This is a genomic window from Mucilaginibacter glaciei (assembly GCF_014773245.1).
GTDB classification, from domain to species: Bacteria; Bacteroidota; Bacteroidia; order Sphingobacteriales; family Sphingobacteriaceae; genus Mucilaginibacter; species Mucilaginibacter glaciei.
Genome location: NZ_JACWMX010000001.1, coordinates 309,243 through 335,180, shown reverse-complemented (window position 1 = coordinate 335,180; position 25,938 = coordinate 309,243). Strand labels below are relative to the sequence as shown.

The following is a 25,938-nucleotide window of genomic DNA, read 5'->3' as shown; positions in this document are numbered from 1 at the left end:
AAAAAGCATGTTACGTAAAATAAAAGCCCTGTTACTTGTCCCGGTTATATTAATTGCAAGCTGCAGCGGTGGCAGTAAATCGTCGGCAGCAGATACACCCAAAACAACGTCAACCGAAGCCAGTGCGCCCACGAAAAAGACCATATTGTTTTTTGGCGACAGCCTCAGCGCCGGCTATGGATTAGATAACCCAACTGATGCGTTCCCTAACCAGGTGCAACTCAAATTAGATTCGGCTAAGTTGCCTTACAAGGTGATCAATGCCGGTTTAAGCGGCGAAACATCAGCGGGCGGTAAGGGCCGTATCGACTGGCTTTTGAAGCAGCGTGTAGATATTTTTGTATTAGAATTAGGTGCTAACGATGGCTTGCGCGGCATACCTGTAAAGGAAACCACACAAAACCTGCAGGACATCATTGACCGAGTAAAGGCCAAATACCCCAATGCCAAACTGGTAATGCTGGGTATGCAGGTACCACCAAATATGGGCGCCGACTATGTGAATGGGTTTAAAAACATCTTCCCGCAATTGGCGACGAAAAATAACATGGCATTGGTACCTTTCTTATTACAGGGCGTAGGCGGTATCCGTAAACTAAACCAGGGCGACGGCATCCATCCTACTGCACAGGGTGCTAAAATATTAGCCAATAATGTGTGGGAAGTGCTAAAGGGAGTGTTGTAGAATATGTTTAGCGTGTCATTGCGAGCGATTGCGTGGCTATCTCATAGGACATGCAGATATGCTGAGATTGCCACATTCGCTGCGCTTTTCGCAATGACATAACTTATTTACAACCACGTAAACGGATCTCCGGATGTAAGGTGTGTTATTTTAACGCCGGGCAACTTAGGTGCTAACCATTCTACAAAATACTCCATCCCCGGCTCTTCGCTTACCGAATGGCCCAGTACGATCAATGCTACCTTGCGGCCCTGTTCGTTGGCATTCCTGATAAATTCGGCTGTTTCCCATTCAGACTGCTCGCCAATGATCAACGCATCCGGTTTATCACTGATCACTGCTGACAGATGCCATTTACCACCCGCAGCACCCGGGATGATCGTCAGCTTTTGGCAGGGCTGTTTCAAATCGCCAATTACGCGAACATGCGCTATATTTAATGTTGATTTTAAATGCTGTACAACCTGCAATAAACTTTGCGACGGAATCACAGTGGTAGTGCCGCCTTTGTAATACGGCAACCAACCGGTTTTCTTTAAAAACCCATGACCAACAATATCCGGGTTGATGGAGTGAATATAGTCGTGACAGCGCCAAATGGTGATCTTGTATTTGTTCAGCAAATCGAGCTTTTGCTGCATCACCGGGTTGTTCTTTACAAACTCCTTATCATCAACATGGTTATAAAACGTTGGCTCATGCGCGATAATAAAGTTTGCGCCCAGTTTTGCTGTTTGCTCTATGACTTCAATAGTAGCAAACATGGTAGTTACAATACCTGTAACAACGGTATCGGCACTGCCGCTTTTTATAGTATCCACCGTACCGGGGATAAGCTTTAGCTTTCCTTCTTTGAGGATAACGTCAATAATTTCCTGAACGGTGTATTTCTTTTCATTTGATACGGCCGCCTTTAAAACGGATGGCAAAGCGTTAAACACGGTTAAAGCACCTGCCACTTTAGTAGTGCTCACTATAAAACTCCTTCTGCTACTCATACCGTAAATTTAATTTTTTAAACAAACCGAGCACCACTTTTTTCAAACTGATGCTCAGTAATTCTACGTCTTTGAAAATACTACTCTCTTGTAGGCGGCGGTGTACCTGCAGGTGGAGTACCGCCCTGCTGTCCACCGGAAGGCGGTGTACCCAAACCACCCGGAGGCGGGCCGCCGAGGCCACCCTGACCGGGGCGCGGGCCACGCTCCGGCCATGTCTTAACCAATTCGGGGTGTGATGTACCACGGTGGCAGGTGTTACAGTTAACACCGGTTTCGGCCATCATGCCGGTACTATCCTTTTTAGCCTCAAAGAATTTCTTATTAAGCATGGCGGTCATCTTAAACATGTGGCGGGCCATCTCCTTTTCGGGCTTGGCATCACTCGCGAAATCCATCTTTTTAGTTTCTTCGTTCCGGGCATGGCAAAAACCACAGCGTGCACCTAAAGAGCGCGACCATTGATCCATCACTGTATGCAGCTGCTGGTCGGTAATACTTTTTGGCAAAACCTTCAGGTTGGTGTATTTCGGTTTTTCTTTTTCTTCCTGTTTGGCAGGAGCCATTGCCATTACGGCTACTACAGATAGCAGGCCAAATGTGGCCAATATTTTTTTGTTGATCATGTGTAATGAGGGGCTTTCTAATTACACGAAAGTTATGTCATTTAATTGTAAGCTGCAAACTTACTATAAAAATGTTACAACATCTAAAGGCAGGTGGTTATTCGCCCAAGTAGTGGCCGGCCATTTCGGTGCTCAATTCCCATAAGCGGTTACGTGAGCCCTCATCTGCGGCATTTGAGGATACGCCACTAACCTTACACTTTTTAAAGTACTGCCCGCTTTTTGCGTCTAATCGGGGGGCCGTTGCTAAAAACACAGTAGTTTCTGCACCTTGCTCGGCAGTGATCATAAATGGCCTGGCTAACCACATGAAAAATTTTCCTATCCCGGTTAATTCTGAGCCGAAGCCGGTTGCCACTAAACCGGGGTGCAGCGCAAAAGAGGTAATGCCCTTCGGCCCATATTTGATAGCTAATGAACGCGTAAAGTAAATATTGCAAAGTTTAGCCATTGAGTAAGCCGCATAAGCCGAGTATGGGCTGGTTTTCCATTGCATATCCTTAAAGCGGGTTTTACCGGTGCGGTGCGCTTCGGAACTTACGTTGATAACCCTGGCCTGCCCCTTTTGCAACAACGGCATTAGATGCTGTACCAATACAAAATGGCTCAAATGATTTACTGCGAAGGTCATTTCATAACCTTGCTTACTTTCTTCATAATCCTTGAAGATGCCCCCAGCGTTGTTTATTAAAACATTTATTGCTAATAAACTAACTTTTAAAAGGTTTGCTGCATTACGCACACTCTCCAGATCGGCCAGGTCGCATTCTATCACATAGATGCTCCTGTTTTTGGTAAGCTCGATGATCAGCTCTTTCACTTCCTCACCTTTAGCTATATCACGTACAAGCATATAAATGGCGTGACCTTTTCTGGCGAGCTCAATGGCTGTCTCTTTACCTATCCCGGAGGTTGCGCCTGTGATTACCGTAGTTGTGAAAGGCATAGACGAGGGTATTTAGTTTAAAAGTTTAGTTTAACCAAATCTAACATAATTTAAAGACACTAAAAATATCGTTATGGAGGTTTTTACCTACAACAGTGAATAAGTGACCAATATCACCTGAAAATAAATCTAAAAAATGTTAAATAATTTTTATTTTTACGAAATAGTCGTATGTTTACGATATAATCGTAGAAGATGGAAAAATTATCACAACAGGAAGAAGAAGCTATGCTGGCCGTTTGGCAGGCAGGAAGGGGTTTTATAAAAGATTTTTTAGACCTGCTAAAAGAGCCAAAACCGCCTTACACCACCCTGGCATCAACTATAAAGAACCTGGAGCGCAAAGGTTTTGTAACCGGCGAAAAGTTAGGCAACTCGTACCGGTACACGCCCGCCATTAATGAAGAAGAGTACAAAAATAAATTTATGAGCGGCTTTGTGAGCGACTATTTTAAAAACTCTTATAAAGACCTTGTTACCTTTTTTGCCAACGAGAAAAAGATAAGTACCGGCGAATTGCAGGAGATCATTAAACTGATTGAAAAACCTTAACACTTTAAAGCTATGCCAACGTTGTTTGTTTTTTTGTTTAAAGTTAACATAGCCCTGCTGTTGTTTTGCGCGGGCTATTATCTGGTGCTAAGGCATCTTACATTCTATACGCTCAACAGGGTTTACCTGGTAACAGCAATAATCTTTGCTACACTTTACCCTAAGATAGACCTGACCGCATTTGCCCAACGGCACGAAACGATTGCGCGCCCGGTGCAGAACGTTGCCTTGGTTTGGCAGGCCCCCGCAGAAAAGCTGGCCACACACACGGATTACTGGAAATGGGCAGCTTACGTTTTCTGGGCGGGTGCCGCGTTGTTGGCTATGCGGCTGGCTATGCAGTTATTCTCGTTATTTAAACTCTACCGCCGGTCTAAACCGGCACAGATCTATAACCATGACGTAAGGCTGATGGAAGGTGATGCCGCTCCGTTTTCTTTTTGGCAAAGCATTTATATTAACCCTAATAACCACACCCCCGCCGATCTGGAAGCGATACTGCTACATGAGCAGGTACACGTTAACGGCTGGCACACTATTGACATTTTATTAGCTGAACTGAGCAGCATCTTCTACTGGTTTAACCCCGGTATCTGGTTGATGAAAAAAGCGGTAAGGGAAAACATCGAATTTATAACTGATCGCAAGATCCTCAACAAGGGATTCGACAGCAAGACCTACCAATACAGCCTGGTGAATGTGAGTTTCAACAACAGCACGCCCGGCATTGTTAACCACTTTAACATATCAACCATTAAAAAACGTATAATCATGATGAACGCAAAAAGATCTTCGAGGGTTAACCTTACCCGTTATGTGTTTGTAATACCGGCTGTAGTGGCCTTGCTACTGGTATTTACCTTATCAAAGGCCGAGGTTGCCAAGCCCCTTACACTCAAAATAACTAACGCCATGCAACCGGTTACTTTAGCTATAAAAGAGGCAACAGTTACTGCGATCAATAATACCAAAACAGCTATTAAAGAAACCAAAGCAGCTGCTATCCAGCTAACAGGAAAGGACACTACCCTAAAATCGACCTTTACTTTTGCAACTACCACAAATGCTAAACCCGCAACCGTGAAAAGCGACAGCCTTGTTTTTGCCTACACAACGGGCAAAGCAGATACCGGCAAAAAAACAACCTTATACATCGGTACTTCAAACAGGAACAGCGGACTGGATTCAATGAACTTAATATTGAACGGCAAAAAGATAAGCAGCCGCGAGTTTAAGAATATCGATCCTGATAAGATCTCGGCCGTAAATATTGTAGCAGCAAACGCAGTTGCGGGGTTAATAGGCCCCGACCATGGCTTTGACTTGGATAATGGCCGCCAGGTGATGTTTATCACCACGAGTGATTCCGAAGCCGGTAAAAAACTTGCCAACCGCCTGGGCAGACGTAACCAAATAACAAACGTTCGTATTAATGGCGTAAATAAAGCGCCGGGCTTATTGACTACATCTGAACTGGCCATAGTATCTGCCCTGCCGGGACTAACCACCACCGCAAATGGCCAGCAAATTGCAGCATTAAACATCACAAAAGGTGTAAAAGTAAGCGGGATAAGCGCTTACAAGGAGCCCCTGACCGAAGTTGTGGTAGCGGGTTACCCAGCTAAATTAAAACTGAATGATGTGCTTGTTGTAAAAGGATTGAAAACCGACCCAAAATTAAAGCTTAACGAAGTAAGGGTAAAAGCCTATAAAACCGACCCGGATCTGAAAGAGGTTGTTATCACCGGCTACCCTACCGACAAATTACACACTACTGATAGTGCAGTAACAGTGACCGGATACGGCAATGGCAAATTGAATACCATAAATGGCACTGTTTTAAGGCTACACAATGAACCGACAGGCGTTGTTTCTGTGCGGACTACAAAACCCAACGGTACGATATTACGATTTAATAATGTTGCCACAGTTGATATGATTGACCGCGAAACAGGTGACGTGGTCACCCCGGTGAACATGGCCGATAAGCTTTACATCATAGACGGCAAAGAAGCATCTGAAAAAGCGATGAAAAAACTATCGGCCTTTGATATAGACCGGATAAACGTAAGCAAGAATACAAATGTGGTTGACAAATATGGCGACAAGGCTAAAAACGGTGTCATATTCATCTACACCAAAAAGAACAAAAAGTAAAAGTTAAGTTAGTTAAACCTAGATCTTAGGGTTGATCGGGGCAAGCCTGGTTAACCCTTTTTTTTGCAAAATATAGCCATCAGTAGCGTTCAAGTTTTAACTTGCTTCTGCCAGCTTTTCGTTTTCGAGGATCTTTAACAAAGCCATTTCCGCTATGTTTAATTCAGAACTTTTTACGTCCTTATCACCATCCAGCTTGCTGATGTATTTGAATATGGTACCCTCTTCATAACTTTTTATCACGGTGGGGTGTACATAATATTTTTTGCAAACGGTGCGGGTATTACCCAGATTGATAGCTACATCGTCCAGCACGCTTACAATCTTCTTTTTACATTCGGATATGGTACTGAATTCGCCTGCTTCCTTAAAGGCATACAGTGCGCTAACGCTGCCTGCCCAGGTACGGAAATCTTTGGCGGTAAAGTCCTCGCCGGTTATCGCTTTTAAGTAATTATTGATATCACCCGATCCTATGGTGCAACGTTCGTGATCGTCATTATAAAACTGGAACAGCTCTTTGCCCGGGATATCACGGCATTGCTTAACCAGTTTGGCCAGTTTTTTACTTTGCAGGGCCACTTTATGCATCACCCCTTTTTTACCCTTAAATTCAAAGTTAAGGTTCGATCCTTCGATCTTTACGTGCCTGTCCATCAATGTTGTCAACCCGAAAGAACCATAAAGTTTTTTATAGGATTCATTGCCCACCCTGATACTGGTAAGCTCCATGAGCCTTACTACCAATGCTACCACCTTCTCATGATCGAGATTTTTGCGGGCCAGGTCCTTATCTACCTGCTGCCTTATAGCCGGTAGGTGCGCAGCGAAGGTTTGCAGACGATGATATTTAGATTGGTTCCGAATTTTGTTCCAGTAGGTGTGATACCGGTACTGTTTACGCCCGGCTGCATCGATACCAGTAAATTGCAGGTGCCCATTATCATAAGGCGACATCCAAACATTAGTATAGGCAGGTGGTATAACCAGCTTATTAAACCGCTCAATCAGCTCTTTATCCTTTACGGTTTTTCCATCGGCATCGAGGTACGTCCACCCCTTACCCGATTTTTTGCGCGTGTAACCGGGTGTGGAGTCTGCTACGTAGCGCAGCCCTACTGCTTTTGCCGTTACCTTAGGGTCACGGCCTATTTTTTCGAGTTTTTTGAGGAGGCGGTTCATGTGCAAATAACAGAGCTGTTAAGTTTTAGTTTTGAGTTGTAAGTTTTGAGTTATGCGGAGGATGAGTGATAAGTTCGGAGGTGTAAGCTATGTAAGGTTAGCATCTCCTAAATAACATTGACTACTAACAACCCCTTACTCCCCACCACTGAATACTCCCCACTCACCACTGGAAACTCACAACTTTTTCAGCTCACTCACCACGTATTCCACTTGCTCGGGGTGTATATCCAAATGCGTTACAAAACGGATGCGGTGGGTATCTGTGCTACTTGCTTTAATGCCATTTTCCACCAGTTTGCGCAATACAACATCTGCAGGTTCTACTGTATCAAATAAGATGATGTTAGTCTCTACCGGTACTACTTTAGTAACCCAAGAAGTATTTAACAAAGCATCGGCCATGATTTGCGCGTGCGTGTGGTCTATCTTTAAACGCTCCACATGATGGTCAAGTGCGTAAATACCAGCTGCGGCTAAAAAACCTGCCTGGCGCATGCCTCCGCCTAAAACCTTACGGATGCGGCGCGCATAATTGATAATTGCCTTGTCGGCCAGTAAAACCGAGCCTACAGGTGCACCTAAGCCTTTTGAAAGGCAAACAGAAACCCCGTTAAAATATTTGCCATATTCCACAGCATTATCGCCGGTATGGGTAAGCGCGTTAAAAATACGTGCGCCATCCAAATGTAATTTTAAGCCTCTGTCGTGGCAAAGTTGGGCGATAGGTTTGATCTGCTCGATAGTGTAACAACTGCCCCCTCCCTTATTGACTGTATTTTCCAAGACTACTAAACTGGTATGCGGATAATGGATATTCTCAGCGTTGATCTCGGGCGAAATCATTTCAGCAGTAATAATACCGCGGTAGCCATTCAATAAACGGGTAGATACGCCTGAATTAAAAGCGATTCCCCCACCCTCGTACCGATAAACGTGCGCGGTTTGGTCGGCAATAAGTTCATCAAGTGGTTGGGTAAAGCATTTAATGGCGATCTGGTTGGTCATGGTGCCCGTCGGGCAATAGATAGCAGCCTCCATCCCGAACATTGCCGCGGCCTTTTGCTCTAGCGCGTTCACGGTTTCGTCCTCGCCAAAAACGTCGTCGCCTACTTTGGCACTCCACATGGCTTCGAGCATCCCGGCGGTTGGTTTGGTTACGGTATCGCTGCGTAAATCTACAGTCATCATATATTAAATAGCTAAAAAGTACGTTATTTGTTTTTCAGAATTATGCGCTCAATTTTAATCATTTTATTTTTCATGCTGATATTTGTATCAGCAAAATCGCAAAAATGGCAGCCAGGTCACTTTACCGATGTGAAAGGCATTACCGAAACCGGTTTTATCCGCCCGTATCCAGGTGGTAACGGGCCAATTAAAAACGAAGGCTTTATAGAATATAAACAAAATGAAAAGGATACACCCATGAAGTTGAGTGCCGGCGACCTGCAATCATTTGTTGCCGGTAAAGACAGTTTTGTGGTAGCCCATGCCCCTGGTAACGAAACCTGGGCAAAAAAGGATCTTGATTTTGTACGTGTGGTAGTTGATGAGCCCCTTAAAATTTACGCTACCCGTGGCGCGGGCAGCGGCGGTGGCGGCAGCGGCATTCATGTTTCGCCGGGATTTGGGCTGAGCACTGGCGGCGGTTACGGCACATCATACGGCGGCGGGCTGGGAATTTCTTTTGGTGGCGGCGGTGGCGGTAAAAGCTCTAAAATGAGTTACTACTATGGTAGCAATACGGCCGGTATGCAACATGTAACCAACGAGAACTTTAAAGATATTATGAGCGAAATTATGGGCGATGAGCCTGATGTAGTCGTGCGGATTCGCAACGGTAACTTCCGTTTAAACAATATGGAAAAGCTGGTTGAATTCTACAAAAAAATCCGCGAAACACCTTCCAAATAATAGGCGATCCATACCTTATGTAATTTAAGTGTCATAACGAATCAACCTTGTTTTCTTTTTAATCAAACATCTAAATAACCAAAGGTTTAATTCCCCTCAGTTTATTTGCGACATTGAGTATTAAAATGTCTTTATGACAATTATAGTCAACATTTTACCGCATTTAATTTTTACGCACATTTTCCAATCCCGAAAACTCAAAAAAGGAGTACACTTTATAAGAATAATAAGTAGATATCATTTAAAGTCTACTGTTAAGTTTTACCCGTATATGGGCTAAAATTTAACGGCGAAAGCCACAACCCCATTTTAAATGAAAAAAACATTCACTCTTTTTACAGTTTCCTTATTGATCGGGATAAAAGTTAATGCTCAGAATATATTTACTGCCATTAAAGAAAATGATGCCCTTGCAGTAAAATCGTTATTAAGCGGCGGCTTTGACGCCAACATCAAGGACGAGAACGGCGCTACCCCGTTGATCAACGCAATAAAGGCTGATCAAAACCGTATTGTAATTATGCTGCTGCAAAAAAATGTAGACATAGATACCAAAGACAACGACGGGAACACCGCCCTAATTGTTGCCTGCCAAAACAACCGTACAGATGCCATGTACCTGTTGGCATCCCACTTTCCTGATGTTAACATCAAAAATAAGCTTGGTCAAACCGCTTTAATCACTGCTGTTAACAATGCGAATGTTGATGTGGTTGATTACCTGGTACATCACAACGCTAAACTTAAGGCTAAAGACAATCAAAACCGGTCGGCTTTAGATTATGCCAAAATATCAAACAATACTGAAATACTTAATTTACTGAATGGCCCTGCATCTACCCTGAGTGCAAAATAATTTTTCAGATCCGTATTTTTTGCAGAACCCCTTTGTTAATACAAGGGGGTTTTCTGATTTATAAGTAACGGGTAAATGTTTAAATTAGCTGCTAACCAAGTCCCAGTTTATGAAAGCTTACCCCGGTAATATAACCCCGCAGGATTTTGACCATTACGTTTTTTTACAACCCGAACAGTTCAGGTCTTCGCTCGTAAGGCTGCGCGAGATAATTTTATCTGTAGTGCCGCAAGCCGAAGAAACGATCAGTTACCAGATTCCTTGTTTTAAATATCTGTACCTATTGGTTGGCGTAGGTACCAATAAAAAGTTTTGCAGCTTTTATACGATGAACCCGGCGCTCGTCAAAGAAATGGCGGGAGAATTACAGCGTGTTAGGGTATCGGGTGCTACTATCCATTTGAAGCCTGATGAACCTTTGCCCGTTGAATTACTCATCAAAATCGTTAAAGCCCGCATGGTGCAAAACGAGCAGATTGCCCTGACTAAACGCAATAAGTAAAAACGCTTAGTGCATTCCAAGTGTCTTATTTAGATCTGTTAAAACTTTTAGGTTTAAACGGTGTCATTACGTATATCTATTACTTGTGCACACTATGCCTGATAAAAAGCCATCCGAAGAGGAAATAACGAAAAGGGAATTAACCTATTTGGAAAAGGTTTGGCATACCGTGGCCATTGTAGCATTATTGGTAGTAACCATTCTAATTGCCCGCGTGGCCTTTAACGTATTGCTGATGGTTTTAGCGGGTGTGCTGATCTCGGTATATTTTCATGGCCTGGGCGATATGATTGAACGCCGAAGCAAATTTAGCCGCAGGGTAAGTATGATACTTTCGGTTACTATTTCCTTTGCTATTTTAGCCGCATTATTTTGGTTTATGGGTACTAAACTGCAGGGACAGATTGCCCAATTGAGTGATACCCTACCCACAACTATACATACCGCTAAGGCCAAACTGGCCGAGTCGCCCATTGGGGCAAGGCTCTTGGAGTACTTTTCGGGCGAAAAATCAGAGAAGCTTTATGCTACGGCTGGTCATTTTTTCAGCACAAGCTTTGGCGTTTTGGGCAACATTTACATTATATTTTTTCTGGGGATATTTTTTACCACCAACCCCAACCTTTACAAAGATGGCATGGTTAAATTAATGCCCGATAGCAAAAAAGAGCTAGCTATATGTGTTATAGACAGGGTGAGCATGGCCTTAAAGGGCTGGCTGAAGGGCATGATGCTTTCTATGGTGCTCATTACCATATTAATTACTACGGGCTTAACCATTATGGGCATCCCGGTAGCATTAGTACTTGCATTAATAACCGGATTATTAAAGCTAATACCAAACTTTGGGTCATTAGCTGCAATGATACCAGGCGTATTGCTGGCACTTACCGTAAGTGTAAATACGGCTGTAGCCGCAGCAATCCTTTATATTGTATCGCAAACGATAGTTAGTAACATCGTAACCCCACTTATTCAGAAGAAGATGATCAACACCCCACCTGCCTTAACCATTATTAGCCAGGTAATTATGGGCACGCTTTGCGGGGTTTTAGGTATTATATTGGCAGTACCTTTATTAGCCATCACTATGATACTGGTTGATGAGTTGTACGTTAAAAAAATGAAAAACGTTTGTTAATATGGTGCTAATCCAGTGGGGTATAGCCTAAGGGATTGAGATTACTTATTTTTTGCCAGCCCATGTAGCCCTCAAAAAAAAGGTCCTGCGGTTTAAAAAATGAACCCCTGTCATCTACAGCTACACCGGCAGATAAGACATTTATTACAGATACCTGCCCTACCTCCAATCGGTTATCATTAAACAACTGGCTAAAGCTGTAACCGGCTTTTTTGTAAATTTTATCTTCTTCATGGTTCATGTAAAGCACAAACAAAGCCTGTTTTGACGCCATCTTTTTGAACGATTTATTAATTGGTTCCATAAGGGAATCAACGACTACGCGCTTTTTATACTCGCCCGAGTCGATGTTGTTTCTGTATCCCGCACCGCCTGGCACCCAGTTTGTGAGCTTGTAAACTACAAATCCCTGTTTCCTGATATCGCCATTGTATGCAGCCCTCAAAAAATGTTGAATAGAACCGTAGTAAGCATTTTCCCGGTTTCTTTTCCAAAGGGCTTCCTGGGTGTTGGTGCCCTTTAAAATTTCAAACGATGGATAGCCATTGTATATTACGCTGTTATTCTTTTGACTGTACTCAAAATTTGCCAGCAGGTAGGTAATACGATAGCCCAGGGCATTGTTATCTATCTTTAGCAATTCATCGCTACTTGCTTTCAATACGTGCGTTTTTTTGTTGTAAACCAACAATAAACGTTCTGCATTAAGTATCTTACATTTCGAGGCATTCTCGTTCTCGCCTAAAAATTGCTTCTTAAATATCTCCAGGTTTTTAAACCACTCCTTATTGGGCCGAATAATGACCTCTTTTAACAAAGCTATACTGGGCTCAAGTACAACATTCAGGTTAACAGGCTCATCTGTAACCGTTATAGATTTCAAGAACGGGTTAAAGCCCATCATCTTCACAACCAATTGATAGTTACCCGGCACAATGTTTCTGAATTGAAAACTGCCTAAATCATTCGTCACGGTAATTTCTTTTGTGCCCGTCAAAAAAACGGTAGCTCCGGGCAATACTCCCTCTTTGTCCGTTACCGAACCGCTTATAATTATCCCCTGCTGTGCTAACGACTGGCTTGTAACCAATACAAATAACATCAATATCGAAAACCTGTAACTTTTAATTTTATCGCCAACCATATCAATAATATGTTAATTTACTTTATACCTGTAAACCTGCCGGCCAATACTCCCCTTATCATCAATGCCTTCTATCACAACACGGTAGGTTCCGCTGCCATCTGCATTATAAAATTGTACAGCGGCATTGCCATCTTTATCAGTGATCACATTAGGTTTCCAAAATACGGTGGTCCGCAGGTCGGCATTGGGCTTTTTAGCCGCATCAATATCATACTTAGGTGTGTAAAACTCACGCGCTTTATAAAAACCATTGATCACTACCGGGAAAACGCCCTTTGATTCGATATCAGCCAGTTCTAACCCCGTGCCTCGTTTAGTGGTAATGATCAACACCCCGCCAGCACCAGACATCCCGTAAATGGAAGTACTCGCATATTTTAACAGTTCAACCGTTTCTACATCCGACGCAAGGATCTGGTCGATACTTGAAGACGATATATCGCCAGAATTGTTTAATATCAAACCGTCAACTATAATCATCATCGCCCTATCGCCACTGGTCATTAAGGTAGGCCGCCCTTTAAAAAAAGCTACTCCGCCCAGCCGTCCCATCAAAACATCAGACAGTTGCCCGGTAATTTTAATATCTTTCATATGAATAACCTGATCTGCATTGCCGGCCCCGGCATAACTTTGTGTACGGTACGCAGGTTCCTTTGTAATTTGCTTCGCCTCTATCTTAACCTCTTTAAGCACGATACCACCGATGGCACCATATTTCCTGATGTCTTCCTGTTGGTTGTTGCTGTTTTTCAGATAAGCTGCCATTATTGTATCGATATCATTGCTTGCTGTAGGAGAAACAGATGCAACTGTTGAAGTTACCGGCGCACTTGTTTCTTTGTCGATACTTATCTTTACGTTATTGTCGCCTTTAGCGGTTGTACCATTTACAACGAATTTGGTGTACCCGGCAAACATCAGGTTGGGGAAGTTGAACCCGCCCTGCGCATCTGAATTTTGGCTTAACACCGGCCCGCCCTCCGGCGATATTAACGATAGCTTGCCGTTAGCTACAAGCTGTTTGCCTGAAAAGGATTTGAGCTTACCTGCTATTTGTAACAGCACTTCGGGCGGGTATTTTACCAGGCTATCAGCCTGTGGTTTCCAAACATAATTGCGGTATCCCTGGGTAAGCAGTAGTACGTCCAGGTTGTGCAGGCGTTCCGGTTCATTATTCACAAAATAATAGTTAGGCTGTTCCACAAAGCCTTTCAAATCACTTGTTAACAGCAGGTTGCTCAGAATGGTACTTTCGCTGTTCTCATCTACCGGTACTTTGCTCTCGTCAGTTACGGCTACAGAAAAGTTACCTGCAATAGGTTGGTTGGCTTTATTACCGGCCCTAATGCTTAAGGTTACCCGCCCCCGGGGGGTGTATTCCGCTTGGTCGCTTTTCAAGTCGAGCGTTAACAGATCGGGGCTTTGTACAAATACCAAACGTTCGCTCAACGGCTCACCCGTGGCCGAGTAAAGCGTTATCTGCGCTATCCCGGTACGCAGGTTTTTCTTTTGGATATCAAACCGCATCACCTCATAATCCAGCTTACCTTTAAAAGAGGTTACCTTACCGCCGGATACAACCTTAACATTAAATTCTTGATGCGGACTTTTTTCAAAATAGGCCTTATTGGCTATAACGTTAAGCGAGATCTTAGACAACGAATCGTTGTTGGCTATCAGGAGTAAACCATCAGTTTTAGCCTTCGGCAGGGCTATTGTACTTTGGGTGCCGTCAGCGTAGTTTACTTTAGCGCTATAAACTTTACCCGCAACAGGCATCAGGCTAAAAACACCCATACCTAAATGGGATGATGCAAAACGGCCAACCTCGTTATTCGCCTCATCAGTTATGATGCCCTTTAAATCGATGCCGGTACCACCTGCATCTATTGCCTTAAACGCTACTTTTGAATTAACACCGACTAACATCTCCCCCCCTTCCGGGAAAAATCTAATGTCCGCTGCACCGGCCTTTGCGGCAACCGCTTGTAATTTTATATTGTTGTTTTTTAAAGACCCGATAGGGATCACCTTTTCAAAAAAGCTATCGTCAATATTACGCATCCAACGGGTATATGCTCTCACCCTGTAATTCCCTTTCCGGAGGGTATCTGCCAGTGCAAAATCGCCATTGCCTACACCGTTGATGATCTGGAGTTTCAACGAATGATCAACCGTGTTGGCTGTATTTAATAAGTCGACATGCAGCACACCACTTAGTTTTGATGGGATATGCTGGCCGCCCAGTGTAACGTAAGCCTTAAAATAAATGGTATCGCCTGCCACATAATACGGTTTATCAAAATGCAAATAGACTTTCTCCGTGATCTGGTTGTTAAGCAGATTCTTCAGCTTATTATTATAAGCTAAAGGATTATTACTTGGCGTTTGCGCGAACAGCACCACCGGGGAAAATAAACAGAAAACTACTTTAAGGATCTTATTCATGCTACCTGTCTTTTATTGAACTTGATATTTAAACACTTGCCTGCCAATGTTTCCTTTTGCATCTATCCCTTCAACAACTACCCGGTAAGTCCCTGCTGCCGGTGAATTGTAAAAATTGAAAGTGGCGTCGCCATTTTTATCGGTTAACACATCGGGTTTCCAGAATATGGTCGACCGGTAATCCGCCGGATTTTCGCTATCATCTACATGGCTATATTTAGGCGAATAAAATTCGCGGGCCTTATAAAAACCTTTGACCGTAATAGGCAAAATACCAGTAGTGGTCATACTCCTGATAGATTTGCCATAATTAACAGTAAAGGCCAGTATGTTTGCATTTTCAAACACCTCCACCTTTTCAATCATATCGGGGTTAAACTGATTAAAATCGAACCCATACTCCATTTCAGCATTGTTCACCAGAATTTTAATCGGTTCTATAGAGAGTGTAGGTTTGTTCCATAGCGGTAAATATAAGTTACCATTAGGGGCTTGTACAAAGCGTATTGACCTGAGCAACTCCATCAACTTGTTTACAAGTTGGCCATTTTCTCCAATTTGCTGCCCTGTTATCAGCTGATCGGCCACACCATGCTGGCTGTTAATTTCAACTTTTTTAATTTTGTTAGCCGTAATTTTAACCTCTTGCAGCATTCTGCCTTTTAACTTACCGGTTTGCTGCAGGTAGGCATTTTGTTTTTGTGTGTTTTGCAGGTATGAAACCATGAGCTGGCTTGCCGTAGTGTCCTTACCCGGTTTGTAAGGATTGATATACGGTTGATTTTCAATGGGGTTATACGTCAGTTTAGTGTATTTTTTTCCTTTATTGGTAACCGCCTGCAGGATGAATTTAGCAGTATCATTAAAAACAACGTTGCTAAAACGAAAAACACCTTTGCCATCGGTTTTTTCACTTAGAATCATGTTCCCGGGTGATAATAATGACACCTGACCGTTAACTAATGGCGAGCCGCCAAGGCTGCTGGCAATCCCGTTAATATCAATACCATTTTCGGGCTGAAATTTGATTGGCGGTACTGAATCTCTTAAAATTTGCTTCCATTGAAACTTGCGATAACCATGAGTAAGCATCACCAGGTCAAGATCATGACTTGTCTCGTCAGACAGGTGAGTAAAATAATAATTGGGTTGTTCTAAGTAGCCTTTTAAATCTGAAATGAGCAGTAAGTCCGTTAATATCGTACGTTCGCTATTCTCGCTTACAGGTACTTTGCTTTCATCGGTAACAGATACCGAAAAATTGCCAACTGCCGGTTGTCCGGCTCGGGTTAAAGCTTTTAAACTTATGGTTGTCTGATGCTTAGGTGCATAGGCTCCGCTGTCAGTTTTAAGTGTTAAGCCTAACTGATCGTAGTTTTGCACAAAGATGAGCCTTTCGCAAAGTGGTTCATCTACAGCATCAAACAAGGTGATGGTAACAACACCGGTACCGAGTTTCCTTTTTAAAACGTCAAAAGATATTATAGGGTTATCTAATTTTGACCTTACCGATGTAGCCTTACCCCCTGCGTAAATGACTACCGTATAATCCTGATCACGATGTTCATCATAGTATGCTTTATTGGCTTCGATACTAATAGATGCTTTGCCAACAGAATCGTTGTTTACCGAGAGAGTAATGCCGTTTTGAGTAACAACAGGCAGCGCAACCGTATTACTGCTTCCATCGGCGTAAGTTACAACGGCTCTGTAGTTTTTGCCGCTTTGCGGGGTTAAGTAAAAGGTCCCCATACCCAAATGGGTGGCTGCAAAAGTAGCTATTTGCTTGGCGTCATTATCAAGCACTATGCCCTTTACCGGCAACCCAAGCCCATTTGATGCAACCGCTTTAAAAGCTATATTGGAGCTGATGCCTGCCACTAACATCCCTCCTTCCGGGAAAAAGTCTACCTTGGGTTTATCAATATTTGCCGCCCCGGTTGTTGTAGATACACTATTTTTTTGGATGCCCACCGGGATGATTTGTTCAAAAAAAGTAGGGTTAGCCTCATTGCGCATCCATTGCGTGTAGGCCCTTAAGCGGTACCTGCCACTTTGCAAAGAGTCGGGCAAGGTAAAGTCGCCTTGGCAAACACCATTCAACACCCTCAATTTTACCGATTGATTTATTTTATTGCCGGGGTCTATCAATTGGGCGTGTAATACACCACTAATCTGCGAGGGCTGGTGCCGCTCGCCCATTGTTAAGTAGGCTTTAAAATATATCGTATCGCCCGGGGCGTAGTAAGGTTTGTCTAAATGCAGGTAAACTTTTTCTGTTACGGGCAAGCCAAGCAGAGCTTTAAGTTTGCCGTTACCGGTTTTGAGGCCGCTGCTATCCGCCTGGCTAAAGGCGAAACTCACAAAGGTGAACAAAGCGATCACAGTAAAAGTAAGCTTATACATACGAACATGGTTTTTAGGCCCAACCGTTATCACAATCGAATAATTGGGATAACGACATTAAAAACAAGCCCTTAGGTTGATAATTGGTGCATAAATATAGTAAATGAAAACTATATAATTAGTGCCTAGAAAAAATATCGATAGATGTTACACCGCGTAATTGGCTATCATAGATTGCTCTTTTTTAAAGATCTTAAAGGCGATCAAAATAAAGATGAGGCAGCCGCATACCATCCCGATAATTGGTGCAGTAGTATAGGTCATGGCCCATCCGGAGATGTACGAACCCATCACATCGCAAAAGTTGACCATAGCCATATAGGCCGTAAATTGCGACCCTTCAACCTTTTTACGGCAAAGTGCCATTAAAATAGGCATAGCAGCCACACTAAACATCGGGTCCGCAAAGTTCCAAAGCATTAAACCTGTTATACTAAGGGGTTTGTGTACCCACATCAAACCGAAACTATTAAACAATATCAGGAAAAGACAAACGCCTGCCATCACCCAAATTTGCAACCGGCCCGGGCCAATTCTATCGGCAATAACGCCGCCCCCCAGCGTGACCAATAAAGTAGCGATAATGCCCCAGCCGCCTTGCAGTACCGACATAGCGTTATCTGCCCAATGTAAATTATGAATAAGATGGAATGAAAACGACCTGATAAATATGCTGTTGCAGGTATAAACCAACGCGATAACGCCAAACGTTCGCAGGTTGCGCTTTTCCATAATGCCACGGTATAATTGCGTAAACAGCCACTTCAGTTTGGGGTTATCCAACTGATCGGCGCCAGGCCTTACACTGCTACGAAAATTAAACGACGGGATAAAGCCGTCGGTATTATCCAACCTGATGCAAAAGGTTAATGCCGTCATTACCAGCAATAATGCCGATTGTGCAGCCGCCGCATAAAAGAAGCCATAATAATGCATTACCGTTGACAACCCCGCTGAACCCACTGCAACACCCAAAAGGTAACCGCCACGCATAAATGCGTTCACGCGGCCGCGCTCGGCGTCAGGAACTATGGATATGGCAATGGCATCTACACTGGCATCCTGCACGCTGGCAAAATTGCTGTGAATAAAAAACACAACCGACATTAATGTTAACTGTTTAACGGGGTCATGCACAAGCAACAGACTTAAGGATGCCAAAAAAGCCAAAGCTTGGGTAAGCACCACCCAGTGTTTGCGATGCCCGATAACGGAAAACTGATAGCGGTCTATAATCGGGCCCCAAAAGAACTGGATAATCCAGGGAATGCCTACGATGGCAACAAAGGTGCCGATAGAACTCGACGATAAACCCTTCGCCGCCAAATAATTAGCCACGGCAGTAAGTGCAAACCCGGATGGGATGCCCTGCATAATGTATAAATAAAAAAAAGTGAAATAACGCAGCCCTGCGCTCTCTTTAAGTACGGGTAATTTCGATAGCAAGTTTTTTATTTAAGTTATTGATATTAAATACTAAAACTTAAATTTTTGTTTTAAGAAAATCCCAATTGCCCTGATAATTATTTCCAAACAAAAAAGCCTGTCATCGCTGACAGGCTTTTTACTATATATTTTTGACTTAACGCTTTTAACTTATTGCCCCTGCGCCAGCGTATAACCTATTTTACCGTCAAATTTCATCAGGAACTCAACCGAGCACACCTTAAAATCTTCAGACAAGTCTGCCGCTATATGCAGGATTTCTTTTTGAGTGATAGTAGTACCGTCCTTTTTTTCAAAACGGATGCGGTATTCATTCACCAACTCGGTAAATATTGAGCCGGTAGGCCATACTTGGGTACCACGGTTAGAGATCATTACTAACTGAAAGGTATCTGTTTGTTTGCGTTGGGCAAGGGCAGCTAATTCATTGGGCTGTTGGTTAGATTCCACAAAAACATCCACCCCTACCATTTCTTCAGATACGGTTGAGCTTACGGTCAGTTTATTTTTTAGCGGATGATCGTGATTGGCCTTAACTTCCATATCGGGCTGTGCAATTACAGCGTCTTTACCGGGCAGTTTGCCTAAGTTACCAATTATCGCATCAGAAAACACTTCAGTATTGGCAGCTTCCGTACGCTTGTCGCCAAAATCACCGGTATGGATACCTTGTTCTAAGGTGTACAATAAAGCATTCTCGATTGTTGCAGCAGCTGTTGTAAAGCCTAGATAACGTAACATCAATATCCCTGATAGTAACAAGGCTGTAGGGTTAGCAATACCACGGCCGGCTATGTCCGGCGCAGTACCGTGTACAGCCTCGAAAATTGATATGTTATCGCCAATGTTGGCAGACGGCGCAAAGCCTAAACCACCCACTAAACCGGCGCAAAGGTCAGATACGATATCGCCCTGCAGGTTGGTTAAAACGATAGCCTGGAACATTTCCGGGCGCGATACCAGTTTCATACACAAATCATCTACAATAATATCTGATGATTCGATATCCGGGTATTCCTTGGCTATCTCATTAAAGGTTTCCAGGAACAACCCGTCGGTTAATTTCATAATGTTCGCCTTGTGGCCACAAGCCAGCTTGGTATAACCCTTGCGGCGCGCCATTTCAAAAGCGTAACGGATAACCTGGGCCGAGCCAGGTCGGGTAATAATACGACGGCCAACGGCTACGTCATTAGTCAGCAGGTGTTCGATACCCCCGTAGGTATCCTCAATATTTTCACGAACAATAGTCAAATTAATGGGAATGCCCGCTTTAGAAAACACAGTATCCACCCCGTTTAAGGATCTGAAATCGCGCTGGTTAGCATAGGTATTCCATGTTTTACGTGCAGTTACATTGATGCTTTTAACCCCCTTACCCTTAGGGGTTTCCATAGGGCCTTTAAACAATAAACCCAAGCGCTCGATGGTTTCCTTTGCGGCGGCGGTCATGCCGGTAGAGTGACCCGCGTCAAAATAAGATTTACCCATTTCTACATACTCGTAATCGAGCTGTACGTTGGCTGCTTCGAATATGCGGAGTACGGCGGCCATAATTTCTGGCCCGATACCGTCGCCTTTTGCTACTGCTATTTTGGTTTTCATGTGTGGAAGTGTATTTCTGTAAAACGCCGCAAAGATAGGCTTTTTGAAGCTATTTTGGTATGTCAGCATAGCTTTTACTGCTGATTTGTGACATTGTAAGTACCTGCAATGTACTTTATTGTGTCAACTAAACACATCTGTTTTAATCAACAATTTTTAGTGAGCAGGTTTTTGAAAGAAATAGGTTAAATTTGCCGCACCATATATGAAAGCATTTTACGGCGATTTACGATTAGGGATATTAGGCGGCGGCCAATTGGGCCGTATGCTGATACAGCAAGCCATCAATTACAACGTTACTGTTAAAGTTTTAGACCCTGACCGCGAGGCATCATGCCGCCACCTTTGTAATGAATTTGTTGTAGGGTCATTAAGCGACTACGAAACCGTTTACAACTTCGGTAAAAAGGTTGATCTGCTAACTATCGAGATTGAGAAGGTTAACGTTGATGCGCTGGAACAACTGGAAAAAGAAGGCGTACAGGTTTACCCGCAATCGCGCATTATCCGCTTGATACAGGATAAGGGCCTGCAAAAACAATTCTTTAAAGAGAACGACATCCCAACTGCAGACTTCCAGATCATCTCATCGGCAGAGCAATTAAGAGAAAGCCACATCCCATTCCCGTACATTCAAAAGTTGCGCCGTGACGGTTACGACGGCAAAGGCGTTTATAAGGTATTAGATGAAGGCTACCTGGCCAATGCTTTCACCGAACCGAGTTTGGTGGAACGAATGATCGATTTTGAAAAAGAGATTGGCGTGATCGTAGCCCGCAACGAAGACGGCGAAGTAAAAACCTTCCCGATGGTAGAAATGGAGTTTAACCCCGAAGCTAATTTGGTGGAGTTTTTAATAGCGCCATCAACCCTTCCCTTCGAAGTGCAGATGGAGGCCGAAAACATTGCCAAACGCATTGCCGAAACTTTAAATATTGTTGGCATACTGGCCGTAGAAATGTTTTTAGATAAACACGGCAAGATATTAGTGAACGAGCTTGCCCCGCGCCCGCATAACAGCGGCCACCAGACAATCGAGGGCAATGTGGTATCGCAGTTTGAACAGCATTTAAGGGCCATATTCAACCAGCCGTTAGGTGACACCGCCAGCCTAAGCAACGCTATCATGATTAACATATTAGGTGAAGCCGGCTTTGAAGGCCCAGCCGTTTACCAGGGAATTGAGAAGGTTTTGAAATGCGACGGTGTTTATGTGCATCTGTACGGAAAAGCTTTGACCAAACCCTTCCGTAAAATGGGGCATGTTACCATCGTAGATAACGACAGAGAAAAAGCAATTGAGAAAGCGCGTTATGTGCAGGAAACTTTGAAAGTGATAGCTTAAAAGTTCACTCTATGTCATTGCGAGCGATAGTGCGGCAATCTCAGAGGGCAAGCGGATATGCTGAGATTGCCACGTCACTACGCTCCTCGCAGTGACATGAACTACAAAAAGAACTAAAGAATACTAATCATATAATGTCATTGCGAGCGATAGCGCGGCAATCTCAGAGGACAAGCGGATGTGCTGAGATTGCCACGTCGCTATGCTCCTCGCAATGACATAATTAATAAAACACTAAAAATACCATGAGCCAACCAAAAATAGCCATTATAATGGGTAGCAAATCGGACCTGAATATAATGCAGGATGCCGCGGATGTTTTAAAAGAACTGGGTGTAGCCTACGAGATAACTGTCATATCTGCCCACCGCACCCCCGACAGGATGTTTAGCTATGCCCGTGCCGCTGCCGACCGGGGCATTAAAGTGATCATAGCCGGTGCCGGTGGTGCCGCGCACTTGCCGGGCATGGTGGCTTCACTAACGCATTTGCCGGTTATTGGTGTGCCTGTGAAATCAAGTAACTCTATCGACGGCTGGGATTCTATCCTGTCTATACTGCAAATGCCTAACGGCATCCCCGTCGCTACAGTCGCGCTTAACGCTGCAAAAAATGCTGGCATATTGGCCGCGCAGATTTTGTCTACAGCTGATGAATATTTGGTAGCTAAACTCATCGCCTTTAAAGAAAAATTAAAGCAGGTGGTCGAAGCTTCGGCTGCGGAGATGGAAAAAGGCAATAGTTAATTACGGGCTACGCTCACTTCATATTCCTCATAAGTTCTGTCGGCAATATTTGCAGATCGGTCGTTTTGCGTGTAAACTATTCGCATGGAAACATTGTCCATACTCAGGATCTTGAAGTTCAACGTCCCGGCGCTACTCACAGCTGCCACATTATTTTGATCGGAACCGCTTATAGTGTAGTTCATTCCGCCTAACAACTGGTTAGATGGTGCCACGTTTAAAGCCAGGTATCCGGAGCCATCGGCATTAAATTGAAGATAGTCGGCTGCGCTGAATGTACTTTTGGTTTGCGCGGGTTGCGCTACACTGTGCACATAATTAGTTATCGTAATGGTTTTGATAAGCCATTTACCCTGAATTTGTTTTTTGTAATAATAGTTATCGTGATTGGTAAAGCAAGCGCTCAGTGTTAAAAGCAAACAGGCAAAAAAAGCGACACGTTTAGATAAATGTAACAGGTGGTTCATAGGCAAAGTAATTCGGTTTAGCTTTAATTAGAGCAAGCGTAAACCGAATGGTTTAATGCCAAAAATAAAAATCAGCAGTGATTTTTGCTAATTACGAATTGTTTTAAGCCTCCATTTCAAGCAATAACACTACGGCGTTATTACTCAAGGCTTCAAGGTCGGCCTCGGTTAAACCCCATAAAGCCAAGCCATCGCGCTCGTGTAGCAAGCGACCCTGCAACTCAAAAGCGCCGGCAATTACAAAGGCATAAAGCAAGGTAAAATTTTCTTTAATCTGGTACAACGCTTCATTTCGCCCGGCAAACATGCCTATCTGTAAAGCAAATGGTAAAGTGCTACATGTGATGTCAATCAGTTTATCTGGGCTGGTTTCGAGGTCGAAACGGAATTGATAATTTACTTGCTCCGGCATATGGTCAGCCTTAATTTGCAGGTATAAAAAGTTTATCCAATCGGTATCGTATGGGTTTCTTAACTCAATTATTTGCCCTATGCGGGCAAATCTTACCACTACCTCGCCAACGTCGATATTGATACCATCAACCAGTACCTCGCCCGTTACCGGGATTACCACAAAATAGCAATCCTCCTCAATAGTTAACGTTACAGATTTACCCGCGGCTAACAGGTCGTCGTTAAACACAAACAGATACCCAAAAGCAGCGCGATCCTGATTAAAGCTCCTGTATCGGCGGTAAATGTTGTTCTCTTCCAGCACGCGCTGGTCGGCCAGGTAAATCTGTCCCGGGGATAACGTTTCCATTATTGCTGCTGTTTTATGGTGTAAATGTTCAAAAAAGGCTGCAGTTCAAATAAATTCGTTCGCACTTCTTCGCCTGCTGCGTCGCAATCAGACACCAGCATAAAGTTCCCAATTGTGTCATGCCAAACCAGCGGTTCAGTGTAGAAGTTTAATTCTATCTGGTGCCTGGCTCTATGGTAAATATCCGAGTTGATAATCTCCAGTTGAAACCTGTTAAACCGTAAAAACCGCCTGCCCGAATTGTTCAGGATATCCGGTACGACGTTTTGCAATTGTTGAATGTAACCGGTAATGGCAGGTGTGATCATCCCGGCCAGTTTGTTAGCATTTGGGTCGGTTCGTATTAATTCGGCGTATGAGGTAATCTGCGTGCCTTGCGTGTAATTTTGGGCCTGCATTTTAAACTCCAGGTACGAGTCGTTAAAAAACATTTTATCCCAGGTCTTATCGGCAGTACAGTCAATCACTTTGCGGTAACTCAGGGTGATGATGCGCATATCGATTGGGTTACGCCGGTACAGCAAGGGTAATATTCAATACAAAACCATCTGTTTTATTACCGCTAACACTTGCCAATTCCGTCGAGTAGCCGTCACTAAAAACGTTGTCGTTAGCGTTAGTGATATAGCCGGTCATCCCCTTGTTATAGCCATTCACTATGGATAAGGCGGTGCCGGTACCTTCAGGGAAAGCGATCTGCGTAACTTTTAATGACGTGCCCGATGAATTATAAACGTGCACATGAATATGTGTTGCACGGCCGCTGTACCACCCCGGGAAGATGGAGGTAAACGCTACAGCGCCGCTACTGTTAGTTGTTTGCCTGCCGCGTAAAAAGTGTACAGTAGTATAATTGGTTGCCTGCATACCACTGCCGCCATATTCGGAATAGTTCCCTTCCGAATCGCAATGCCAGATATCGACCATGGCATTTGCTAAAGCATTACAACTGTTATTACTGTTGGTGATCACAATATTCACCGTCATTTTATAGCCGGTGCGGCCATCGGTGATATCGCTGCGGATATAGGAAGCAGGCACCTTGGTAGGGAATGGCCCTTCAGTTTCCGTAGGTGCAACGGTGCAACTTGAAGAGGTGCCCGAACTGCTTGTTGTTGTACCGGTAGTTGCACTGCCTGTAGAAGCATCTGCAGATTCCTTTTGACAAGCTTGTACTAATACTGATGATGATACTGCGCCCACCATCAGGCTTTTTAAAAAATTCTTACGTTCCATAATCTATAGTGTGTTAAATCAATTTCTGGTTACTGATTTAAAGATAGATGTATGAAACGCAACAGCGATTTAGTGTCGATTAAAGGAGTTTTTGTATCGACAAAAATTTAGTTCAAAAGAGGGTTCTCCGGAAAGTTGGCAATGTGTGCATAACGTTGGCCCAGGCTAATCACTACCTCCTTCCATACGTTGTGCTCGCCGTTACTAAAAACGGTGTCTGCCTCAAATTTATTTGCTACTATCCAGGCATCCTCGCGCAACTCATCATCCAATTGTGCAGGTGTCCAGCCCGAGTACCCTGTAAAGAATTTCACCTCATCCTCTTTCAATTGATAGGTATTGATCAATTCCTTTACCTGTTCAAAATCGCCGCCCCAGTATATACCGTCCCAAATTTCAACGCCACCTTCTATCTTATCCGGGCAACGGTGAATGTAATGTAAGGTATTGGCCGCAACAGGCCCGCCCGTATATACAGGGATCTCGGAGTAGGATACATCCGGCAAAATATCGCCCAGCAAATACTCACCCTGATGGTTCAAGATAAAGCCCATGGCGCCACCCTCACTATACTCGGTTAGAAGGATAACAGACCGCTTAAAATTAGGGTCGGGCATAAAAGGTTCTGATATGAGTAACCGGCCGGCAGCAGGCGTAATTGCACTAAGCATAGGTTGTAAAGTTTAAACAATAACGCTTATTGTAAAAATATGTTCTTTAACAGTTAAAATGAATGCCATACAATATTTACGGTTTAATTAATT

At 43.7% G+C, this 25,938-nt stretch carries 24 protein-coding genes; 9 read left to right on the top strand and 15 right to left on the bottom strand.

Features of this window, described 5'->3' with window-relative positions; genetic code table 11:
- Positions 1 to 7: 7 nt before the first annotated feature.
- Positions 8 to 685, top strand: a complete 678-nt coding sequence (locus IDJ76_RS01575; RefSeq protein ID WP_191160037.1) for an arylesterase — start codon at positions 8 to 10, stop codon at positions 683 to 685.
- Between the two features lie 107 nt (positions 686 to 792).
- On the opposite strand, the gene IDJ76_RS01570 is transcribed toward IDJ76_RS01575, so the two are convergent.
- The 3 genes from IDJ76_RS01570 to IDJ76_RS01560 all read right to left on the bottom strand — a co-directional run bounded on the left by IDJ76_RS01570 (position 793) and on the right by IDJ76_RS01560 (position 3,255).
- Positions 793 to 1,683, bottom strand: coding sequence for a Nif3-like dinuclear metal center hexameric protein (locus IDJ76_RS01570; protein WP_191160035.1), 891 nt, complete (start codon positions 1,681 to 1,683; stop codon positions 793 to 795).
- An 80-nt stretch (positions 1,684 to 1,763) separates the two neighbouring features.
- A complete protein-coding gene (locus tag IDJ76_RS01565; RefSeq protein WP_191160033.1) occupies positions 1,764 to 2,309 on the bottom strand; it encodes a c-type cytochrome in 546 nt (181 codons plus the stop codon).
- Between the two features lie 97 nt (positions 2,310 to 2,406).
- Positions 2,407 to 3,255 carry an SDR family oxidoreductase gene (locus IDJ76_RS01560; RefSeq protein WP_191160031.1) on the bottom strand — a complete coding sequence of 283 codons (849 nt, stop codon included), beginning with the start codon at positions 3,253 to 3,255 and terminating at the stop codon, positions 2,407 to 2,409.
- Between the two features lie 195 nt (positions 3,256 to 3,450).
- Between IDJ76_RS01560 and IDJ76_RS01555 the strand changes: the two genes are divergently transcribed.
- Both IDJ76_RS01555 and IDJ76_RS01550 read left to right on the top strand, forming a co-directional pair.
- Entirely contained in the window at positions 3,451 to 3,807 is a 357-nt protein-coding gene (locus IDJ76_RS01555) for a BlaI/MecI/CopY family transcriptional regulator (RefSeq protein ID WP_191160029.1), read from the top strand.
- A 12-nt stretch (positions 3,808 to 3,819) separates the two neighbouring features.
- Positions 3,820 to 5,964 carry a M56 family metallopeptidase gene (locus tag IDJ76_RS01550; RefSeq protein ID WP_191160027.1) on the top strand — a complete coding sequence of 715 codons (2,145 nt, stop codon included), beginning with the start codon at positions 3,820 to 3,822 and terminating at the stop codon, positions 5,962 to 5,964.
- Positions 5,965 to 6,060: 96 nt separating this feature from the next.
- Here the strand turns inward: IDJ76_RS01550 and IDJ76_RS01545 are convergent, their stop codons facing one another.
- On the bottom strand, positions 6,061 to 7,146 hold the full coding sequence (locus tag IDJ76_RS01545; protein ID WP_191160025.1) for a DNA topoisomerase IB: 1,086 nt from the start codon (positions 7,144 to 7,146) through the stop codon (positions 6,061 to 6,063).
- Positions 7,147 to 7,323: 177 nt separating this feature from the next.
- Positions 7,324 to 8,337, bottom strand: coding sequence for a threonine aldolase family protein (locus IDJ76_RS01540; RefSeq protein ID WP_317173931.1), 1,014 nt, complete (start codon positions 8,335 to 8,337; stop codon positions 7,324 to 7,326).
- Between the two features lie 72 nt (positions 8,338 to 8,409).
- Here IDJ76_RS01540 and IDJ76_RS01535 point away from each other — a divergent pair, with 72 nt between their 5' ends.
- The 4 genes from IDJ76_RS01535 to IDJ76_RS01520 all read left to right on the top strand — a co-directional run bounded on the left by IDJ76_RS01535 (position 8,410) and on the right by IDJ76_RS01520 (position 11,562).
- Positions 8,410 to 9,063: a hypothetical protein gene (locus IDJ76_RS01535; protein WP_191160023.1), complete on the top strand. Its 654-nt coding sequence runs from the start codon at positions 8,410 to 8,412 to the stop codon at positions 9,061 to 9,063.
- A gap of 313 nt (positions 9,064 to 9,376) precedes the next feature.
- Positions 9,377 to 9,919 carry an ankyrin repeat domain-containing protein gene (locus IDJ76_RS01530; protein ID WP_191160021.1) on the top strand — a complete coding sequence of 181 codons (543 nt, stop codon included), beginning with the start codon at positions 9,377 to 9,379 and terminating at the stop codon, positions 9,917 to 9,919.
- Between the two features lie 109 nt (positions 9,920 to 10,028).
- Positions 10,029 to 10,421 carry an iron chaperone gene (locus tag IDJ76_RS01525; protein WP_191160019.1) on the top strand — a complete coding sequence of 131 codons (393 nt, stop codon included), beginning with the start codon at positions 10,029 to 10,031 and terminating at the stop codon, positions 10,419 to 10,421.
- 94 nt (positions 10,422 to 10,515) lie between these two features.
- A complete protein-coding gene (locus IDJ76_RS01520; RefSeq protein ID WP_191160017.1) occupies positions 10,516 to 11,562 on the top strand; it encodes an AI-2E family transporter in 1,047 nt (348 codons plus the stop codon).
- A gap of 7 nt (positions 11,563 to 11,569) precedes the next feature.
- Here the strand turns inward: IDJ76_RS01520 and IDJ76_RS01515 are convergent, their stop codons facing one another.
- The 5 genes from IDJ76_RS01515 to IDJ76_RS01495 form a co-directional block, all read right to left on the bottom strand.
- Positions 11,570 to 12,706 (bottom strand): carboxypeptidase-like regulatory domain-containing protein, encoded by a 1,137-nt coding sequence (locus IDJ76_RS01515; protein ID WP_191160015.1) that lies wholly within the window; start codon positions 12,704 to 12,706, stop codon positions 11,570 to 11,572.
- A 12-nt stretch (positions 12,707 to 12,718) separates the two neighbouring features.
- A complete protein-coding gene (locus tag IDJ76_RS01510; protein ID WP_191160013.1) occupies positions 12,719 to 15,160 on the bottom strand; it encodes a TonB-dependent receptor plug domain-containing protein in 2,442 nt (813 codons plus the stop codon).
- 12 nt (positions 15,161 to 15,172) lie between these two features.
- On the bottom strand, positions 15,173 to 17,566 hold the full coding sequence (locus IDJ76_RS01505) for an MG2 domain-containing protein (protein WP_191160011.1): 2,394 nt from the start codon (positions 17,564 to 17,566) through the stop codon (positions 15,173 to 15,175).
- Positions 17,567 to 17,713: 147 nt separating this feature from the next.
- Positions 17,714 to 19,012 (bottom strand): MFS transporter, encoded by a 1,299-nt coding sequence (locus tag IDJ76_RS01500; protein WP_224746151.1) that lies wholly within the window; start codon positions 19,010 to 19,012, stop codon positions 17,714 to 17,716.
- A gap of 150 nt (positions 19,013 to 19,162) precedes the next feature.
- The gene (locus IDJ76_RS01495) at positions 19,163 to 20,617 is read right to left on the bottom strand and encodes an NADP-dependent isocitrate dehydrogenase (protein ID WP_191160009.1); all 1,455 of its coding nucleotides are present in this window, start codon (positions 20,615 to 20,617) and stop codon (positions 19,163 to 19,165) included.
- Positions 20,618 to 20,822: 205 nt separating this feature from the next.
- On the opposite strand from IDJ76_RS01495, the gene IDJ76_RS01490 reads away from it, so the two are divergent.
- Positions 20,823 to 21,962: a 5-(carboxyamino)imidazole ribonucleotide synthase gene (locus IDJ76_RS01490; protein WP_191160007.1), complete on the top strand. Its 1,140-nt coding sequence runs from the start codon at positions 20,823 to 20,825 to the stop codon at positions 21,960 to 21,962.
- A 245-nt stretch (positions 21,963 to 22,207) separates the two neighbouring features.
- A complete protein-coding gene (gene purE, locus IDJ76_RS01485) occupies positions 22,208 to 22,708 on the top strand; it encodes a 5-(carboxyamino)imidazole ribonucleotide mutase (RefSeq protein ID WP_191160005.1) in 501 nt (166 codons plus the stop codon).
- Here the strand turns inward: purE and IDJ76_RS01480 are convergent.
- From IDJ76_RS01480 to IDJ76_RS01460, 5 genes are all read right to left on the bottom strand, one after another.
- On the bottom strand, positions 22,705 to 23,175 hold the full coding sequence (locus IDJ76_RS01480; RefSeq protein WP_191160003.1) for a hypothetical protein: 471 nt from the start codon (positions 23,173 to 23,175) through the stop codon (positions 22,705 to 22,707). The two genes, purE and IDJ76_RS01480, sit on opposite strands and share 4 nt — an antisense overlap.
- Before the next feature lie 103 nt (positions 23,176 to 23,278).
- Complete coding sequence (locus tag IDJ76_RS01475; RefSeq protein ID WP_191160001.1) at positions 23,279 to 23,938, bottom strand: pirin family protein; 660 nt, start codon at positions 23,936 to 23,938, stop codon at positions 23,279 to 23,281.
- Entirely contained in the window at positions 23,938 to 24,435 is a 498-nt protein-coding gene (locus IDJ76_RS01470) for a hypothetical protein (protein WP_191159999.1), read from the bottom strand. The genes IDJ76_RS01475 and IDJ76_RS01470 overlap by 1 nt, the downstream gene beginning before the upstream one ends.
- Positions 24,436 to 24,445: 10 nt before the next feature.
- Positions 24,446 to 25,174: a dioxygenase family protein gene (locus tag IDJ76_RS01465; RefSeq protein ID WP_191159997.1), complete on the bottom strand. Its 729-nt coding sequence runs from the start codon at positions 25,172 to 25,174 to the stop codon at positions 24,446 to 24,448.
- A gap of 107 nt (positions 25,175 to 25,281) precedes the next feature.
- Positions 25,282 to 25,845 carry a YqgE/AlgH family protein gene (locus tag IDJ76_RS01460; RefSeq protein ID WP_191159995.1) on the bottom strand — a complete coding sequence of 188 codons (564 nt, stop codon included), beginning with the start codon at positions 25,843 to 25,845 and terminating at the stop codon, positions 25,282 to 25,284.
- Positions 25,846 to 25,938: the final 93 nt, after the last annotated feature.